Source organism: Bacillus sp. FSL K6-3149 (assembly GCF_038630515.1).
GTDB lineage: Bacteria > Bacillota > Bacilli > Bacillales > Bacillaceae > Bacillus > Bacillus pumilus.
In genome coordinates this window covers 2,654,126-2,671,069 of sequence record NZ_CP152034.1, presented here as the reverse complement: position 1 = coordinate 2,671,069, position 16,944 = coordinate 2,654,126, and the positions used below count along the sequence as shown (strand labels likewise).

General features: G+C 39.1%; 18 protein-coding genes. 2 read left to right on the top strand and 16 right to left on the bottom strand.

Translation table 11 applies throughout. From position 1 onward, the window contains the following. The first annotated feature begins 32 nt into the window (after positions 1-32). On the top strand, positions 33-494 hold the full coding sequence (locus MHB83_RS13460) for a macro domain-containing protein (RefSeq protein WP_050944924.1): 462 nt from the start codon (positions 33-35) through the stop codon (positions 492-494). 79 nt (positions 495-573) lie between these two features. On the opposite strand, the gene MHB83_RS13455 is transcribed toward MHB83_RS13460, so the two are convergent. The 9 genes from MHB83_RS13455 to spoVK all read right to left on the bottom strand — a co-directional run bounded on the left by MHB83_RS13455 (position 574) and on the right by spoVK (position 10,352). Further along, a complete protein-coding gene (locus tag MHB83_RS13455; protein ID WP_050944926.1) occupies positions 574-1,050 on the bottom strand; it encodes an immunity protein YezG family protein in 477 nt (158 codons plus the stop codon). Positions 1,051-1,053: 3 nt separating this feature from the next. After that, entirely contained in the window at positions 1,054-2,979 is a 1,926-nt protein-coding gene (locus MHB83_RS13450) for a T7SS effector LXG polymorphic toxin (protein WP_340900602.1), read from the bottom strand. An 89-nt stretch (positions 2,980-3,068) separates the two neighbouring features. Then, positions 3,069-3,209, bottom strand: a complete 141-nt coding sequence (locus MHB83_RS13445; protein ID WP_309216768.1) for a hypothetical protein — start codon at positions 3,207-3,209, stop codon at positions 3,069-3,071. Continuing rightward, positions 3,210-4,319 carry a hypothetical protein gene (locus tag MHB83_RS13440; protein WP_212045883.1) on the bottom strand — a complete coding sequence of 370 codons (1,110 nt, stop codon included), beginning with the start codon at positions 4,317-4,319 and terminating at the stop codon, positions 3,210-3,212. A gap of 494 nt (positions 4,320-4,813) precedes the next feature. Beyond that, entirely contained in the window at positions 4,814-6,148 is a 1,335-nt protein-coding gene (gene glnA / locus MHB83_RS13435) for a type I glutamate--ammonia ligase (RefSeq protein WP_003211015.1), read from the bottom strand. A 59-nt stretch (positions 6,149-6,207) separates the two neighbouring features. Continuing rightward, a complete protein-coding gene (locus MHB83_RS13430; RefSeq protein WP_212045882.1) occupies positions 6,208-6,618 on the bottom strand; it encodes a MerR family transcriptional regulator in 411 nt (136 codons plus the stop codon). A gap of 91 nt (positions 6,619-6,709) precedes the next feature. Further along, entirely contained in the window at positions 6,710-7,990 is a 1,281-nt protein-coding gene (locus MHB83_RS13425) for an aminotransferase class I/II-fold pyridoxal phosphate-dependent enzyme (RefSeq protein WP_050944937.1), read from the bottom strand. Positions 7,991-8,008: 18 nt separating this feature from the next. Further along, positions 8,009-9,271 (bottom strand): GTPase HflX, encoded by a 1,263-nt coding sequence (hflX, locus tag MHB83_RS13420; protein WP_050944939.1) that lies wholly within the window; start codon positions 9,269-9,271, stop codon positions 8,009-8,011. Positions 9,272-9,392: 121 nt separating this feature from the next. Next, positions 9,393-10,352: a stage V sporulation protein K gene (gene spoVK / locus MHB83_RS13415; RefSeq protein WP_003211912.1), complete on the bottom strand. Its 960-nt coding sequence runs from the start codon at positions 10,350-10,352 to the stop codon at positions 9,393-9,395. 320 nt (positions 10,353-10,672) lie between these two features. Here spoVK and MHB83_RS13410 point away from each other — a divergent pair, with 320 nt between their 5' ends. After that, positions 10,673-11,431, top strand: coding sequence for an N-acetylmuramoyl-L-alanine amidase (locus tag MHB83_RS13410; RefSeq protein ID WP_050944941.1), 759 nt, complete (start codon positions 10,673-10,675; stop codon positions 11,429-11,431). A gap of 67 nt (positions 11,432-11,498) precedes the next feature. Here the strand turns inward: MHB83_RS13410 and MHB83_RS13405 are convergent, their stop codons facing one another. From MHB83_RS13405 to hfq, 7 genes are all read right to left on the bottom strand, one after another. Continuing rightward, positions 11,499-12,116: a hypothetical protein gene (locus MHB83_RS13405; RefSeq protein WP_050944943.1), complete on the bottom strand. Its 618-nt coding sequence runs from the start codon at positions 12,114-12,116 to the stop codon at positions 11,499-11,501. 84 nt (positions 12,117-12,200) lie between these two features. Next, on the bottom strand, positions 12,201-13,181 hold the full coding sequence (gene nrdF, locus MHB83_RS13400; protein ID WP_003212452.1) for a class 1b ribonucleoside-diphosphate reductase subunit beta: 981 nt from the start codon (positions 13,179-13,181) through the stop codon (positions 12,201-12,203). Positions 13,182-13,198: 17 nt separating this feature from the next. Beyond that, entirely contained in the window at positions 13,199-15,301 is a 2,103-nt protein-coding gene (nrdE, locus tag MHB83_RS13395; protein WP_003212060.1) for a class 1b ribonucleoside-diphosphate reductase subunit alpha, read from the bottom strand. Beyond that, complete coding sequence (gene nrdI / locus MHB83_RS13390; protein WP_008360380.1) at positions 15,261-15,653, bottom strand: class Ib ribonucleoside-diphosphate reductase assembly flavoprotein NrdI; 393 nt, start codon at positions 15,651-15,653, stop codon at positions 15,261-15,263. The genes nrdE and nrdI overlap by 41 nt, the downstream gene beginning before the upstream one ends. A gap of 265 nt (positions 15,654-15,918) precedes the next feature. Further along, on the bottom strand, positions 15,919-16,131 hold the full coding sequence (locus MHB83_RS13385; protein ID WP_003212415.1) for a hypothetical protein: 213 nt from the start codon (positions 16,129-16,131) through the stop codon (positions 15,919-15,921). 79 nt (positions 16,132-16,210) lie between these two features. Continuing rightward, positions 16,211-16,543 carry a YmzC family protein gene (locus MHB83_RS13380; RefSeq protein WP_137054605.1) on the bottom strand — a complete coding sequence of 111 codons (333 nt, stop codon included), beginning with the start codon at positions 16,541-16,543 and terminating at the stop codon, positions 16,211-16,213. A 161-nt stretch (positions 16,544-16,704) separates the two neighbouring features. Next, complete coding sequence (hfq, locus tag MHB83_RS13375; RefSeq protein WP_003211269.1) at positions 16,705-16,926, bottom strand: RNA chaperone Hfq; 222 nt, start codon at positions 16,924-16,926, stop codon at positions 16,705-16,707. Positions 16,927-16,944: the final 18 nt, after the last annotated feature.

Below are 16,944 nucleotides of genomic sequence, written 5' to 3'. Positions count from 1 at the left end.
GTTTCTATTTTATGAAAAAGGGGTTACACGATATGATCAAAACAGTGGATGGCAACATTTTAGAGGCAAGTGAAGACATCATCTGTCACCAGGTGAACTGTAAAGGGGTCATGGGCGCTGGATTAGCCAAACAAATCAAAAGCAAATACCCCAATGTGTACAAAGAGTATAAAGAATTATGTACAGAACAAGGAGATGACTTGTTAAGCTCCGTTCAACTCATCACAACTAATGACGGAAAAACAATTGCCAACTTATTTGCTCAAACCGGATACGGAAGAAAAAGAATGCAAACGGACTACGATGCCTTACGCAGCTGCTTACAAAGCCTAAAAGACACAGTAACCCATTCAAATGAAAAGAAAAACCATACTTCCATCGCCATTCCCTACGGGATCGGCTGCGGACTGGCGGGCGGCGATTGGGCGATTGTGGAAGGCATGATTGAAGAGGTATTGGGTGGGTGTGAAGTGACGGTTTATCGGTTTAAATAATGGAATGAGTTTTTTATGATATGAAATATATCAAATACAGGCACATAAAAACCCTCCTTGATTAGGAGGGTAATGCGTGTTAGTTGTCGTCTTTATTTTTTAAATAATTTAATACAGCTTCTTTATCTTCCTCATCTTCAGGGAGAAATCCAAAGGTTTCATATTCCCAAACTGCTATTCTTTGATCACCATCAATTCCTAATGAATAAATATCTTTGTATCCATACTCAATAGAGAATTTTCCTGGTTGCTCCATTTTTATAATTGCTGTCGACCAATCTCCGAATCCATTTTTTATATATTCTTTTTTTAAGTTTTCTAAAGAATGGAGAAGTTTTAACAATAACTTTTTATAAATAGAGTTACTAACACTATATTTTCCAGGAATATTATGACCATAAATCAATTCTTCACTGTCTGGGTTGCAGAAATAAAAATTCACTTCTGACGAATCATCCACGATTTCTGCATACATCCAAACTTTATCCCATTCAACAGGAATCATTTCATTTAATATTTCTGCTATTTCTTTATAGTTTTCTTCTATTTTTTCCACAATTCAACCTCCTGGCTTATTTTTAATAGTTCTAAATCTCTTTTGGTCTCCGATTTTATATTCTACAAGAAATTCTGCAGGTCTTAATGAATCATTTATATAAACAGGCTCAATTTTGACCTCTACATACTTTGGAGGATCAGCCGTTAATGCTTTTTTCCACTTTTGCTCCATCTCATACCATTTCCCGCCACTACGATTAATCTGTGAATTCATCGGAAGCAGGTTATCAATATCACCTGAACCTTTAAAAATTGACGCAATTAAATGCCCACCATCATCATCCAGTAATCGATCTGGCTTGCCTGAATTAGATTGGGCGTATTGGTTTCTTTTGACCTCTCCGTATTTTAAATCACTTGCTTCAACTTTGACAATACGTCCGTAGTGATCGGTTGTGTAGGTGTAGCCTTGCTTTGTTGAATAAACGACATTTGGTTTTAATACTTTTTTACGTTTCCATCTCACATAGTGGTCTCCGTAACTGACAACGGTTGGCGGTGATTTTTGTGCTGGTAAGCGTCTGCCTGTCTGAGAGATGCCGTAGCCTGAGTTGTTGTCTAGACGCTTAGCCATGGAGAGGAGTTTATTTTTAAGTTTTTCCCCGTCAAATACATTGTACGGGAGCTTCGGTCCACCAGCCATTTGAAACTTTGGTGAGTACGGCAATAGATTCGGAATAGAGACTCTGTCTAATGATTTTGCTCCTTGTTCAAGCCCTTTCTTCACTGTAGTTTTGGCCGCGGTTGTCCCTGTTTTTGTGATGGCTCCTGCCCCTTTGGAACCAAAGACGATTTCTGCTAGTGAACCAGTCGCATAGGCGAACCAGTGTGAACGAGAATACGCATCACCATCTATGACTTCTTTTTGGAATGAGTCTGAAATTGATTTTCCAATCGCTTTCGATGTTTCAATTGGATGAGAAACAGCCGTAATGACTGATTCTACGGCACCACCAGGGTCTGTCACAAGATCATATATTCCGGTCACTGTATCTTTGGCCACATCATATAGACCAACTGCAGCACCTTTTACACTATCAACGAATACCTCTGATGCTTCTTCCTGCGCTTTGATTTGGAGCAGCTGGCTGTAATACATTTTTTGATCGTAAGAAAGATTTTCATATCCAATTTCGTCTACAATCTCAAAGTATTTCGCTTCTGATATACACGAAGGATCATTGAGCTTTTCTTTCAATTCTTTAATTCTTCGTTTCTCTTTTTCTTCTTTTTTCACTTTTAAATATGCTTTCACCTGTGCATCGATTTTATCATGATTCTTGTACACATCTGTCTCATGAAATGCTTTTGCATCATAATACATGGGCTGAGCGTTCTTACCTTTTCCTGTAGCAGCCATCATTTTTGTATAAAAAGTTTTGAGGTGATTCTCAATCTCTTCTGACTTTGCGTATTCTATTTTTAGCTCATGATCTATTTTATGTAAAGCATCAATTGTCTCTTTTCTTTTTTTGTTCGCATCGTCTAAATGTTCATTGACCTCTTTACTTGAAAATGTGTGTAATTCAATTAAATCACTGATATCGTCAAAAATAGTGGAAAGAGCTTCTTTTTGTTCCTTGACCATATCTTTATTATTCTGAATGCCTTGCTTCAATTGAGCATCTAGGAAGTGCTCATCAATAAATGTACTCCCGCCTAATGATTCATCATCCAGCTTTCCTTTCACTCCATCTAAAAAAGCTTTTTGCATATCGATAAAATCAAGATAAGTGTCTGCGTATAGTGCAAGATCATTATAAAAAGCTTTGATATTATCTGCACCTTTTCCAGTAAACTCATCACCTAATCCCGATACACCTTTTAATGCTTTTTTCACAAGTTTCATCTCTTCTTGAAGCTCATGATAGGCCTTTGACCTCTGTTCGACAGCTGATAGTAAAGATGGAGCATCTAATATTTTCATATAAAAAAGACTCCTTTTATGGAATATTCTTTTACTAGAATACCATAAGGAGCCTGACACTTTAATCCACTTTATCGTTTTTTAACCAATTATCCTCCAGAGCTGCCTCTTGATGCGACTGTTTGGACATCTTCATGTTGAGGTTGAGGCTGAATCGAACCATTTGTAAAGAAAAGTGTACTTATTGCTACCACAGCTATTGATAATGTAATAAAAATTGACTTTTTCATTTAATTCACTCCTTTTCCTACAAATTGACTTGCATGTAAGGCTCTTTTATAGTAATTCAATGATTGTTGCAGTAAGCCCTTGTCCTCTAAATATTTCGCCACATCAACCAAGATTTCCTCTAAATCAACCCATACTCTTTTTTCTTCAAGCTCTGCACACAAATTATTCATATTGGCCAGTTGAGTTTCATTTGTTTCATATAATAGTTCTTTTAACAATTTAAATTTGATTTGAAAAATATGATGGTTCACTTGTTCCGACAAAGAAATGCCTAGATCAATCCATTCAATCACTTCATGGCTTTGATTTGATATTTCTATCCTAGCTAGTTCATATAAACATCTCATTTTTAATAATATTTGTTTTTCAATTTCTTCATAACTCAGCGTACGTCTAAAGAAGACTGATGCTTTCTCAGCATTCTCTTTTTTACTTTCCAAAAAACCCATGCTGTAATAGAGGTGAATAATTAAATGATTGTCATTGATACTTCCGATCATGTTCTCTGCTTCGCAGAAAAGTTCACTTGCTTTCTCATATTCAAATTGATCGATTAAGTTCAGCGCATGTAGCATTCTGCAGTTAATTTGTCTTTTGATATATGATTCATGTGCATTAAATGTGTCACAAGCAATTTGAGCATGATATTTAGATAGGAAAGTCATTTTCAAATCATAGAACAGAACAGCTAATTTATAATGAAATTCAGCTTTTTCTATTTCATCATCAACATAAGCTAACTTCTTTTCAGCTATTCTGAAATAACTTAATGCCTTATCATAATCTTGCAAGTAGTCATGATAGATCCCATTATAAAAGTAGAAGTAATATGACATGAGTTTATTTGTTTTTTCTTCTTTTTCATCTGGTGCATTTCTCTCAAAAAATGGCTTATCTAAATTTCTGCTAATATTCTGAAGTTTCAGCTTAAGTCTAAAGCTCAAAAGTTGATAATACAAAAGAATATCTTGATTTTCTTCCATTTGTTCGATTGCCCTGTCTATATCATCTTGCATTTCAATAGCTGCCGATAAATTTCCTTTTTGTATAGCAAGATTCCAAGTGTTTAGCATGTTCCCTACCTCCTGAGAGGCAATTAATTCTGACATCCCTTTACCCCCTTCTAAACAAATCCTTCTAATATTTTAACACTAGATTTACAACATATGTAAAGTCAAACTGTTCATAATAGAAATTTTCGGTATCCCGCAAATACGATAATAATTGAGTGAAGTGACATCAGAAGAGAGAGACTTCTGATATTTATTTCTTCTAAAGGGCTACCTACATCTTCTTAAAAAATTGATAACTTCGATCTGAAAATTCAACCATCAATCTCATAAGATTTTTCAAAAAGTGATTTAACAAAACTACTTTTTATAATTGTTATAGTCAAACCCCTCAAATAAGAAGGGACTTTAATTATAATGAGCTTTTGCCAAACATAGCTTTTATTTACATTCTTGATGCTAGCCCTTCGACACCCGCCTTGTAATCTGAGACATCTATGGTTTGTGGGTAATGCCTGCTTCATTTTGAAATATTAGAAACACCCACAAAAACAAAAACCCCCTGAAGCCAATGGCTCCAAGGGGTTTCTTGATTAATACTGAGACATATACTGATCGCGTTCCCATGGGTGTACTTGGGTTCTAAACATATCCCATTCGATTTCTTTTGATTCGATGAAGTGTTCGAATAAGTGATCGCCTAGCGCGTTGACCATGACTTCGTTTGATTTCAGCAGCTCAAGTGCTTCTGCAAGTGTTGCAGGCAGATCAGCGATGCCGTTTTCAAGGCGCTCTTCTTTGTCCATGACATAGATGTTTCTGTCAATTGGTGCTGGTGCGTCTAGTTTGTTTTTGATTCCGTCAAGACCTGCTGCAAGTAATACGCTTAATGCAAGGTATGGGTTTGCAGATGGGTCTACGCTGCGCACTTCTACACGTGTGCTGATGCCGCGTGATGCAGGGATACGGATTAATGGGCTACGGTTTTGTGCACTCCATGCCACGTAGCAAGGTGCTTCATAACCAGGTACAAGACGCTTGTAAGAGTTCACCGTTGGGTTTGTGACCGCTGTAAAGCTAGTTGCATGCTTGACGATACCTGCGATAAAGTGTCTAGCCGTCTCGCTTAATTGTAAATCTGCTTTTTCATCAAAGAATGCGTTTTTGCCATTTTTGAATAATGATAGGTTACAGTGCATACCAGATCCGTTTACACCAAACAATGGTTTTGGCATGAATGTCGCATGAAGACCATGCTTTCTCGCGATCGTTTTGACAACGAGTTTGAACGTTTGAATGTCATCACAAGAACGGATGGCGCCTGCATATTTGAAGTCAATTTCATGCTGTCCAGGTGCTACTTCGTGGTGAGACGCTTCAATTTCAAAGCCCATTTCTTCAAGCTCAAGCACGATATCACGGCGGCAGTTTTCGCCTAGATCTGTTGGTGCAAGGTCAAAGTATCCACCTTTATCGTTTAATTCAAGCGTTGGCTCGCCTTTTTCATCTAATTTAAATAAGAAGAATTCTGGCTCAGGTCCAAGGTTGAAATCACTAAATCCTAGGTCTTCCATTTCCTTTAAGACACGCTTTAAGTTATTACGTGGGTCTCCATCAAATGGCGTCCCGTCCGGCTTGTAAATGTCACAAATAAAGCGTGCAACTTTACCTTTTTCTGCTGTCCAAGGGAATATAACAAATGTGTTGAGATCTGGGTATAGATACATATCTGATTCTTCAATACGTACGAAACCTTCAATAGATGAACCGTCAAACATACATTTGTTATCGAGAGCTTTTTCTAACTGGCTCACAGGAATTTCAACATTTTTAATCGTTCCGAGAATGTCTGTAAATTGCAGACGGATGTACTTTACATTTTCCTCATTTACTAATTTTACGATATCTTCTCTTGTGTATTTTGCCATTTCGTAAAACTCCTCCCCTACAAAAGGTAAAATTGTATAGCAATGCTTTTGCTAATTGGTTAACGGAAGAACCTTGACATATCCCCCTGCCTAAAGGTCGTTCCTTGTTGGAAACGTCCAGCCTGAATGAGTTCCTTCTTCAGTAGCTTCCTGAGTTCATCATCTGTCAAGTTGTGCTTCGCTGTGGATTTCTCCTCGGTCTTTGCATCAGACGCTGGATGTTCTGCCTCAGCATTGGCAAAAAGTTTTTTGATTCCTGCCATGTTTACACCTTGTTCGATGAGGTTTTTAATTTCTAGTAATTTATCAACATCATGGAAAGAAAATAATCGGCGATTCCCATCACTTCTTGCTGGAAATACTAAACCATTTTCCTCATAATAGCGAATTTGCCTTGCAGATAATTCTGTTAGCTGCATGACAATCCCAATTGGGAATAAAGGCATTGAGCGGCGAATGTTATCACTCATCTCAACTGTCTCCTCCTCTTTGCTTAAATTTATTATATGTCATGTTATATTATGTGTCAACATTATGTTAGGAATATTAACATGGATTTTTTTATCGAGCAGGTATGTCGATGAAACCTTGTTCCAATAAGGCATCTACAGCACTGCAAATCGCATTTTTCACATGGGCATACGTGAGTCCGCCTTGAACGTAGGCTGTATAAGGCGGTCTGATTGGTCCATCGGCTGACAATTCGATACTAGCCCCTTGGACGAAGGTGCCCGCTGCCATAATGACATCATCCTCGTAACCCGGCATATAGCTTGCATGCGGTGTGACGTGACTGTTGATCGGAGATGCATATTGAATCGCCTGACAGAATGCAATCATTTTGTTAGGATCACCAAATTCGACGGATTGAATTAAATCCGTTCTTTTCGCATTCCACGCCGGGTTCGTTTGGAACCCGAGCTTCTCAAGAAAACGAGCCGTGAACACTGCACCTTTTAAGCTTTGCGCCACAACATGCGGTGCTAAGAAAAATCCTTGATACATTTCCTGAAGCGCATAAAGCGAGGCACCCGCTTCACTACCGATGCCCGGAGATGTCATTCGATAAGAGCAAGCTTCTACCCATTTTTCTTTTCCAACGATGTAACCGCCTGTTTTGGCAAGCCCGCCGCCTGGGTTTTTAATAAGGGAACCCGCCATAAGATCCGCTCCCACATGACATGGCTCTTGTAATTCAGTAAATTCACCATAACAGTTGTCCACAAACACAATGATTTCTTCATTGATCTCTTTTACAAATGAAATCATTTGCTCGATTTCTTCTATTGTAAAGGAAGGTCTTGAAGCATAGCCTTTCGAACGCTGAATGCCGATCATTTTTGTTTTAGAGGAGATTGACTCTTTTACTTTGTCATAATCGACGGATCCATCTTGTCTTAAATCAATGGCCTTGTAATCAATCTGGAAGTCTTTTAATGAGCCTGTCCCTTCTTTGCCGCGAATCCCTACAATTTCTTCTAGCGTATCGTATGGTTTTCCCGTCATATAGATCAATTCATCGCCAGGTCTCAGCACACCGAATAATGCAATGGAAATGGCATGTGTGCCGGAAATGATCTGCGGACGCACAAGGCCGCTTTCTCCTCCGAAGACATCCGCATAAATTTTTTCTAGCGTGTCTCTTCCCATATCATCGTAGCCATATCCAGTTGTCGGGTTAAAGTGAGAATCACTGACTCTATGCTTTCGGTAGCTTTCAAGCACCCGCCACTCATTTTGTTCACTCTTTTGATCAATTTGCTGATGCATGTGAAAAATGTCTTGTTCTGTTTCTGCTGCTACTTTTTCTAAAATACTGCCGTGTTTTAATGTATGAAACATCTTGATTTAATTCCTTTCTTACAACATATACTTCTTGATTTGACCTAATATGGTCTGCTCCTCACCGCTAAACCCGGTGATGTCATAAAGTTCTGCTTCTTTTTGAAATTCTAGCGATTCCACGAGCGTTTCTGATTTTAATGCGGAGATGAGCTTTCCTTCATACGCTGGAATCTTCACATGATAGGGCTTTAAAAAGTTTTGTTTCAGTTCTGCCATAATATCCGCTTTTAATCGCTTTACATCTTCTTCGCGCCTCGCACTGATTAATAGATGACGATGCTTTGAAGATGGGATGAAATCCGGTCTGATTTGATCTTCTTTGTTATAAACCGTCAGCATTGGAATACGATCTGCTTCTAATTCCTCTAAAAGCTCATGAACCGTCCGTTCGTGACCTTCGTAATCCTCATTAGAAGAATCAATGACATGAAGCAAATAATCGGCTTCCTTCACTTCTTCAAGAGTGGAACGAAATGCCGCAATGAGTGTTGTTGGGAGGTCTTGGATAAAACCAACGGTGTCTGAAATCAGCACACTATAGCCAGATGCTAATGTCATCTTACGTGTCATTGGATCAAGTGTCGCAAATAGCAGATCTTCTTCATGGCTATCTGCATCTGTTAATTGGTTAAACAAAGTAGATTTTCCGGCATTCGTATACCCAACAATGGCAATTTGGAACACACCATTTTTCTTCCGGCGTTCCCGGTATCTTGTCCGGTGCTCTTTGACTGTAGATAATTGCCCGTTAATTTCGTGAATACGGTTTCGAATATGGCGTCTATCTGTTTCAAGTTTTGTTTCACCTGGACCTCTTGCGCCAATTCCTCCGCCTTGCCTTGAGAGGCTGATCCCTTGTCCGCTTAGTCTCGGCAAGGCATACTGAAGCTGGGCAAGCTCTATTTGCAGCTTCCCCTCTCTTGTCCGGGCTCTTTTTGCAAAGATGTCTAAAATCAATTGTGTCCGATCGATAATTTTCACATCTAAGGCAGTTGCCAAAGCTTTTAGTTGACTTGGAGACAGTTCGTCATTAAAAATAATGACATCACATTCGAATTCCTCGCAAAGCACTTCAAGCTCTTCTACTTTCCCTTTACCGATATATGTTGCGCTGTCTTGTCTATTTCTCTTCTGCGTCATTACGCTGACAGCTTCACCGCCAGCCGTTTTGGTTAAGGAAGCTAATTCTTCCATTGAGTATTGAAAGCGTTCATCCGTGACATGCGGCAATTGACAGCCGACAAGGATCGCTTTTTCTGTCATTTCATGTTCATTCAACGTCAGTTGTTTCCTTTCTGTACTTAAGTTTTCAGTAGTACCATCATACCAAACACACCACACGTATACCACTATTCGGATGGTTTATTTTAGTATCTCTTTATAAAAAGGATACGCCATTTTAAGTAGGCGTATCCTCTTTCATTTGGAGATCGTGACTTTTAATCGTGAGCAAATCTTTTTTATCATAATGATCCACAAGCAGGAGTCTCATCGCTTGGGTACGAATGGCCTTTTCAATCGTGTTTCGCACAAAACGGCCGTTGCTGAATTTTGCAGGACTCGTGGTGCTTTTAATGTGCATTAAGTAATCTCGCAGCTTCCATTCAGCTTCTTGAGTAAATATATATTCTCTGTCAGCCATCATCCGTTTGGCAATGTCCATGAGCTGATCGACGGTATAATCAGGAAAGCTGATATTGATTGGAAATCTCGATTGCAGGCCGGGGTTTAATGATAGAAAATGATCCATTTCCTTGGAGTAGCCAGCAAGAATGAGAATGAATTCGTGTTGTTTGTCCTCCATATGTTTGACTAGGGTATCAATCGCTTCTTTCCCAAAATCCTTTTCGCCTCCGCGGGCAAGAGAATAGGCTTCGTCGATGAACAAAATGCCGCCTAGTGATTTTTTAATTAAATCTCTTGTTTTTTGAGCAGTATGACCAATGTACTCGCCGACTAGATCTCCGCGTTCCGCTTCAATTAAGTGACCTTTTGAGAGGACATTCATTTCAAAGAAAAGCTTCCCGACAAGTCTTGCAACCGTTGTTTTCCCTGTGCCGGGATTCCCTTTGAACATCATATGAAGCGCTTGTTTACCTACCTTTAACCCTTGTTCCTGCCTTTTTTGATTGACAAAGATCCAAGCATAAATCTCTTTTATGTTTCGTTTCATTTCATCCATACCGACAAGGCTGTTCATTTCACGCTCTATTTCCCGTAAGATGCTGTGTTTTGCCTCATTTTTCTGCAAGGCTTCTAGGTATTCTGCCTCTGAATCTGCATCAACCAATACTTGTTTTTGTCCGTTAAGTATAATATTGATTTGGCCGTTGTTTTTATATGTGACAGCTCGCTCCAACGTATTCACCTCTCGCTCTTCTCTCTTTATTCTATTCGGGTGGAGCTGTAATCGTGACAATCGCCCGCTTAAGCCCAAGTTTGCTGTCAAAATGACCCGAGATTCCGAATATTGTAGGGATTTCTGCGGTTTCCCAGGAAATGATGTGCTATTTCCATTGTATTCATCCCATTTAGGCGGACAAACCAACAATTTGTTTTTTCTTAGAAAAATGTAGCTTTCTCATCACAAATTGTGCAGAAAAGAGTCTCAATGATTTCCGCATTTTGTACAGGCAATTTTTCTATTTTCTCATAAAATAAAGACGAGGTGATGAATAGATGGTGAAAATTTTTATTGATCCTGGCCATGGAGGAACAGATTCTGGAGCTGCTGCTAATGGACTTTTGGAGAAAAATATCACACTGCAAATCGCGATTTTATTGAGAGATATGTTGATTAGTGATTATGATGACGTTTCCGTCCGCTTAAGTCGTTCTATTGATCAATCCGTTACTTTGGCCCAGCGTACAAATGCGGCAAACAGCTGGGGAGCTGACTATTTCGTGTCTATTCATATTAATGCAGGCGGGGGCACAGGTTTTGAAAGCTATGTGTATCCTGGCGTTTCAGCACCAACCACCACGTATCGCAATGCCCTTCATGATGAAATTGTTCGCTCGGTGGATTTTGCCAACCGCGGCAAGAAAACAGCGAACTTCCACGTTCTTCGAGAAACTTCTATGCCCGCTATTTTAACAGAGAATGGTTTCATCGATACGACAGCTGATGCAAATAAGCTCCGCAACGCAACCTTCCTTCAAGGCATCGCTCGCGCTCATGCCACTGGATTAGAGAAAGCCTTTCAGCTGAAAAAAAAAGCTAGTAATCTTTATAAAGTTCAGGCTGGAGCTTTCAAGGTGAAAGCCAATGCAGATGAATTAGCAGCCACGCTGAAATCCAAAGGCTTTGACGCCTTCGTTGTATTAGAGGGCGGCATGTTCCGAGTGCAAGCCGGGGCTTTTCGTACAAAGCAAAATGCGGATGACCTCGTCGCAAGATTGAAACAGGCCGGTCATGACGCATTCGTTTTCCAATAACTGAAGCTTGTTATAACGAAATAAACCGGCTCAAGTCTGCTGCTGAGCCGGTTTATGATTGATTCCTTTATGCTAAAATGTTCACGACAAATTGAGACCACGTTTCAAGTCGATCGAAGTATTCAGGCTTTTTCAAATCGGATGCTTTCATCCATTTTCCTGAGATTTGATCTGTTTCTTTCACTTCTACATGAGCGCCTGGAGATAATTCAAGCGCCGATAACAGTCCAATGTGCACACGGCCGACACTGTTGTCATCATCATTAATTAAACCAAGGGTTTTCATCTCAAGTTTGTCTTCTTCTTGAATAGAAAGTTCCTCGTCTAGTTCACGATCCGTATTTTCTTTTAGAATTTCAGCAAAGTTTTTGCCTTCGATGAAATTCATGTGACCACCAAAGCCAAGAGATAACTTATGATGCAATCGAGTCTCTCCCCCGCCTTGAAGCCTTTCATATACATACACTTCGTCCTCACGCTTAATCACGACATAAGGAATCGGCTGCTTGAAGTCAGGATTTTCTTCCGCATCGCCTCTGCGCATCTGCTTGAAGTGCTCTTCGATTTCTTTCATAATGGTGTTGATTGTTTTCTCTTCACTATTCACACCATTAAACGCAAGCGTTTCGTTTTGGAATACGCGTGTGCGCGGTGCAACTAGTATGATTTCATCCATTTTTCCCATGTTCGGTAACCTCCAGTATGTAACGCATTATATGAAATGGCAAAAAGCCAAAACGAGTGATGCGTTTTGACTTTTACGCCTTACTTATGATTCATCTCCAAAGAAGAAGTCGTCATCTTTTAACGGCTCAACCGTTGCTTTTTTGTAGCCGTTCCCTTTCATTGAGAAGAAGTCATGCGATTTTGTTTTTGTATTGAGTCCGTTCAATACAATTGGATTGATCTCTTCTTCTTCAAAGTAAGGGGCAAATCCAAGGTTCATTAACGCTTTATTGGCATTGTAACGAATGAACTTTTTCACATCATGCGATAAATTGACTTGGTCATATATATCTTCCGTGTAATGAAGTTCATTTTCATAAAGCTCGTTCAAGAGGTCAATCGAGAAATCATATAGCTCTTTTTGCACGTCAGGTGTTTGTTTGTTGTAAATTTCTTGTGCTAATAATCCAACATATACACCGTGAATCGCTTCATCACGCAAAATCAAGTTGATGATTTCACCACTTTGCATGAGCTTTCCTTGTCCATAGAAATAAAGCGGGTAGTAAAAACCACTGTAAAATAGGAAGCTTTCTAAATAAACAGAAGCAACCATTGCTTTAAAGAGGGAAATCGGATCGTCCTTTTGAATCGAACGGTATAAACTGACAATCATATCTGCTTTCTTTTGCAAGAATTTATTCTTTTTGACCCATTCAAACACTTCACTGATCGTTTCAGTTGGTGCGAGTGTCATGAAGATATTTGAGTATGATTTCGCATGTACCGCATTTTCCATCATCGCCATAAAGTTTAATACTGCTTTACGCTGATGGCCTTCTACATGTTCAGCCACAATCGGCATCCCTGTATTTCCTTGTTCTGTATCAAGTAAAGTCAATCCAGCAAGTACCTTCATGTACGTATCTCGCTCTTTTTCACCTAGATATTTCCATGTTAAGAGGTCCCCGTTTAAGGAAATCTCTTCAGGAAGCCAGAACTGCTTCACATTTTGGTTGTAAAACATTTGTGTAAAATCATCTTCGTGTTTTGACCAGTTGGCTGCATCATAAATTTTTGTCACGTTAAACTCTCCTTTAATCAAACAACACAAGAAAGACAGCCTTCCTGCCCTGTATCCTTCGTTCTTGCATAATAAAGTGTCTTAATGCCTTTATGGTGTGCATACAGATCGATGCGGTTTAGGTCACGCGTTGTCATCGTATCTTTCAGGAATAGTGTAAAGCTGATTCCTTGATCGACGTGCTGCTGAATCGTTGCGATCATATCGACCACTTTAAACATATCCATATCGTACGCTTCTTTATAGAAGAACCAGTTTTGCGCTGAAAGACCTGGCATTGGGTAATACGTTTTGCTGTTGCCGTATGTTCTTTCTTCGATACGTTCCATAATTGGCATAACAGAGGCTGTTGCCGATTGCACATAAGAAATGGAACCTGTTGGTGCAATACATAAGCGGTAGCTATGGTACATGCCATTTTCCGCTACAAAGTCTTTGAGTGCTGCCCAGTCTTCTTTTGTTGGAATGTGCATGCCTTCAAATAATGCTGCTGCTTTTTCTGTTTTTGGTGTGAAATCATTCTCCACGTATTTATTGAAGTACTCGCCCGTTGCGTAGCCAGAGCCTTCATAACGATGGAATGTTTCTCCTTTTTCTTTTGCAAGCTCACTTGAACGTTTAATTGAATAGTAGTTCACCATCATAAAGAACGTATTCGCGAAATCTCTTGCTTCTTCACTTTCATAGGCCATTTGGTTTTGAGCCAAATACCCGTGAAGGTTCATCGCACCAAGTCCGATTGATTTCATCGCTTTGTTCGCTTTTCGAACAGCCGGTGCATTGCGAATATCTGTTGTTTCAGATACAAGCGTGAGTGAGTCTGTTGCTAGTTTGACCGTTTTTTCGATCGATTTGTTTTTCATGACATTCATGATATTTAATGAACCAAGGTTACAAGAAATATCAAGACCAATTTCATCTTCTTGATCATAGTCCGCGTAAGAAGAGACCTCTGAAGCTTGAAGCACTTCTGAGCAAAGGTTTGAGAATTTCACTCGTGAAATATGGTTTAATGCATGCTCTCTATTCACATTATCTTGGAACATGATATATGGATAGCCAGATTCTGAGCGAAGAACAGCCAATTTTTCAAGAAGCTTTCTCGGATTGACTTTTTCTTTTTTGATTTTCGGGTTTTCTACAAGCTCATCATACATTTCTTCCATGTCCATCTCATCAAGATGCTGTCCATATTCTTTATAGACTGTGTGCGGATAGAAGGTGTAAGCTGTTTTATCTTCTCTGGCAAGCTCAATAAATTTATCCGGGATGACGACACCGATGGACAATGTTTTCACACGCACATCTTCATCTGCAGAGATTTTTTTTGTATCTAAGAAATCATTAATATCTCTGTGGAAAATATTAAGGTAGGCACTACCTGATCCTTGTCTTTGTCCCATTTGATCTGCATATCTGAATGCATTATCAAGAAGCTTCATCACGCCGACGACACCTTTTGTCGCGTTTTCAACATCTTTAATTGCTTCGCCTTTTGCACGAAGCTTTGACAAGTTCAAGCTGACGCCGCCGCCTAATTTTGAAAGCTGCATTGAAATATCAATCGCTCTTGAAATATCGTTTAATGAGTCATTCACTTCAAGCAAGAAGCAGCTCACAAGCTCACCGCGTCTTTTACGTCCAGCGTTTAAGAATGTTGGTGTACTTGGCTGGTATTCCTGATTGATCATCAGTTCTACAAACTCAAGGGCTTTTTCTTTATCTCCGCCCGCAAAGAAAAGCGCTACAACTGAAATGCGGTCTTCATAGCGTTCAAGGATTTTCTTTTTATCATTTGTTTTCAGTGCATAGTCGTTGTAAAACTTAAACGCACTCATGAATGATGGGAATCTAAATTTCTTCGCATATGCAGCTTCGAATACCTCTTTAATATCTGCCATGCTGTATTGTCTTAAAAATTCTTCCTCATAGTAGTCGTTTTCTATTAAGTAATCAATCTTCTCTTCTAAGTTGTGAAAGAAGACTGTGTTTTGATTAATATAATCTACGAAATAACTATGTACAGCTTCTTTGTCCTTATCGAACTGAAACTTTCCTTCTTTTTGAATCATAATCTCGTTATTTAATTGTATCCACTTTGGAACCTGATTTTGTGACAATTCTTTCTACCTCCTGTGTAAACAATTCAACATCCCTTTTTGTTCCGCTTAGTTCAAAGGTGTGCAAAATAGGAACTTGATATTGTTTAGAAATCGTATCGGCGCTTTTGGCAAAATTATCTCCCCATACTTTGTTTCCACTCACCGCTACACCTAGTAAAAGGTGAGCATTTTTCTCTAAAAAGGATTGAGTAGTACTAGGGACTTGTCCAAATCCTGTCGTAAAGGTGACGAGAATAAACGGCGTATCCAAAAACTCTTCTCCAGTCAATTTTCGTTTGTCTGTAAAAGGGGTCTTGTCCAAAAAGCGTTGAACATTTCCTGTTTTTGAATCAAATACGATTTGAATCAATTCCATCACGACCTAGTTTTTAGTATTGTTGATCATTTCGTTATTCACTATATATAGTATACTATGTTTTTTCAAAACACAACATATAGATGTTCGAAACGAAAAAAATCAACCAACCCGGCCGAACATTCATAGCCGAACTCGTACGTTCAAATAAATAGAGCAGAACAGGATCTAAAAATAGACTGCTCTACTCTCTATTCAACTGAAACCGAAATCTATCATAACACGAAAAAAAATCGCTTAGTAGACTAGACTTTTTGTTTTATTTTTTGTAGGCATCGCACTGTAAATCTTCTGACACTTCTGTAATTTCCACTTCAACACCTAATTCTTTTAGCACCGCTTCAAGCGCAGAGACGATTGAAGCTTCTCTGACTAATTCTTTCCCATTTACAGAAACGCTTGTTCCATATTCAAAACAGGAGTCGTCTTCACAAGTTTGTTCCCAATGATTAATTTTAATTTTGTGTGTCATGAACTCATCCTTTTCTGTCTAGATGTCTGATGCATGATTATAGTGTAGCGACTTCACATTCATTTGTAAATTTACGTGCTTACTCTTCTACAGAATCGTCATCATCATCATCATCTTCGTCCCACTCATCTATGTATTTTGTTTTAATAAGGGTCAGTTCTCCCTCTTTTTCATCAAACCGGTACACATGTACTTCATCATCTTTCACAACAGCAAAGTGATTATTTTTTAGTGCAACAGCTGATTGTAATAGGCCATCTATATGTCCATGATCATCTTGATTAGAATAGTTATGCCAGCTTTCCTGTCTTGATTCAATGTTTGAAATGGCGCATGATCCAAATAAGACAACAATCCCAATCAATAGAAGGATCACTCTAATCCTTCTTAATTCAAGCTCTGCATTTTCCATATCGCTTCCCTCACCTTTCTTCATATCCAATAAGGGATTATACGCAGAATAGGCAGAAAGGTTTCATGGCATGCAAAATAGCCCCTCTGCACTGACAAAAAACGTAGCGGGTTCCGGCCGGTTTATTCGCAGATGCATGGGGCTATTAGGTCGAACATATCCTATTCTAATTCTAGATTTACATTCTTTTGAGGTGCAAATGTAGAAATGGCGTGTTTATAAATAAGCTGCTGCTTCCCTTCTGTTTCAAGCAGCACCGTGAAATTGTCAAAGCCTTTCACTTGACCGCGAAGCTGAAAGCCATTCAGTAAGAATACTGTAACAAATGTATTGTCTTTACGAATTTGATTCAAAAATTGGTCCTGAATATTAATCGGTTTCATGTTTCGTCCTCCTTGATT

Bases quoted from the DNA above. Each gene is read 5' to 3' on its own strand.
- MHB83_RS13450 (WP_340900602.1), bottom strand. From the start codon at position 2,979: ATGAAAATATTAGATGCTCCATCTTTACTATCAGCTGTCGAACAGAGG.
- MHB83_RS13410 (WP_050944941.1), top strand. From the start codon at position 10,673: ATGGTGAAAATTTTTATTGATCCTGGCCATGGAGGAACAGATTCTGGA.
- glnA (WP_003211015.1), bottom strand. From the start codon at position 6,148: ATGGCAAAATACACAAGAGAAGATATCGTAAAATTAGTAAATGAGGAA.
- MHB83_RS13445 (WP_309216768.1), bottom strand. From the start codon at position 3,209: ATGAAAAAGTCAATTTTTATTACATTATCAATAGCTGTGGTAGCAATA.
- MHB83_RS13430 (WP_212045882.1), bottom strand. From the start codon at position 6,618: ATGAGTGATAACATTCGCCGCTCAATGCCTTTATTCCCAATTGGGATT.
- MHB83_RS13425 (WP_050944937.1), bottom strand. From the start codon at position 7,990: ATGTTTCATACATTAAAACACGGCAGTATTTTAGAAAAAGTAGCAGCA.
- MHB83_RS13440 (WP_212045883.1), bottom strand. From the start codon at position 4,319: ATGTCAGAATTAATTGCCTCTCAGGAGGTAGGGAACATGCTAAACACT.
- MHB83_RS13385 (WP_003212415.1), bottom strand. From the start codon at position 16,131: ATGACACACAAAATTAAAATTAATCATTGGGAACAAACTTGTGAAGAC.
- MHB83_RS13460 (WP_050944924.1), top strand. From the start codon at position 33: ATGATCAAAACAGTGGATGGCAACATTTTAGAGGCAAGTGAAGACATC.
- hfq (WP_003211269.1), bottom strand. From the start codon at position 16,926: ATGAAACCGATTAATATTCAGGACCAATTTTTGAATCAAATTCGTAAA.
- MHB83_RS13405 (WP_050944943.1), bottom strand. From the start codon at position 12,116: ATGGGAAAAATGGATGAAATCATACTAGTTGCACCGCGCACACGCGTA.
- MHB83_RS13380 (WP_137054605.1), bottom strand. From the start codon at position 16,543: ATGGAAAATGCAGAGCTTGAATTAAGAAGGATTAGAGTGATCCTTCTA.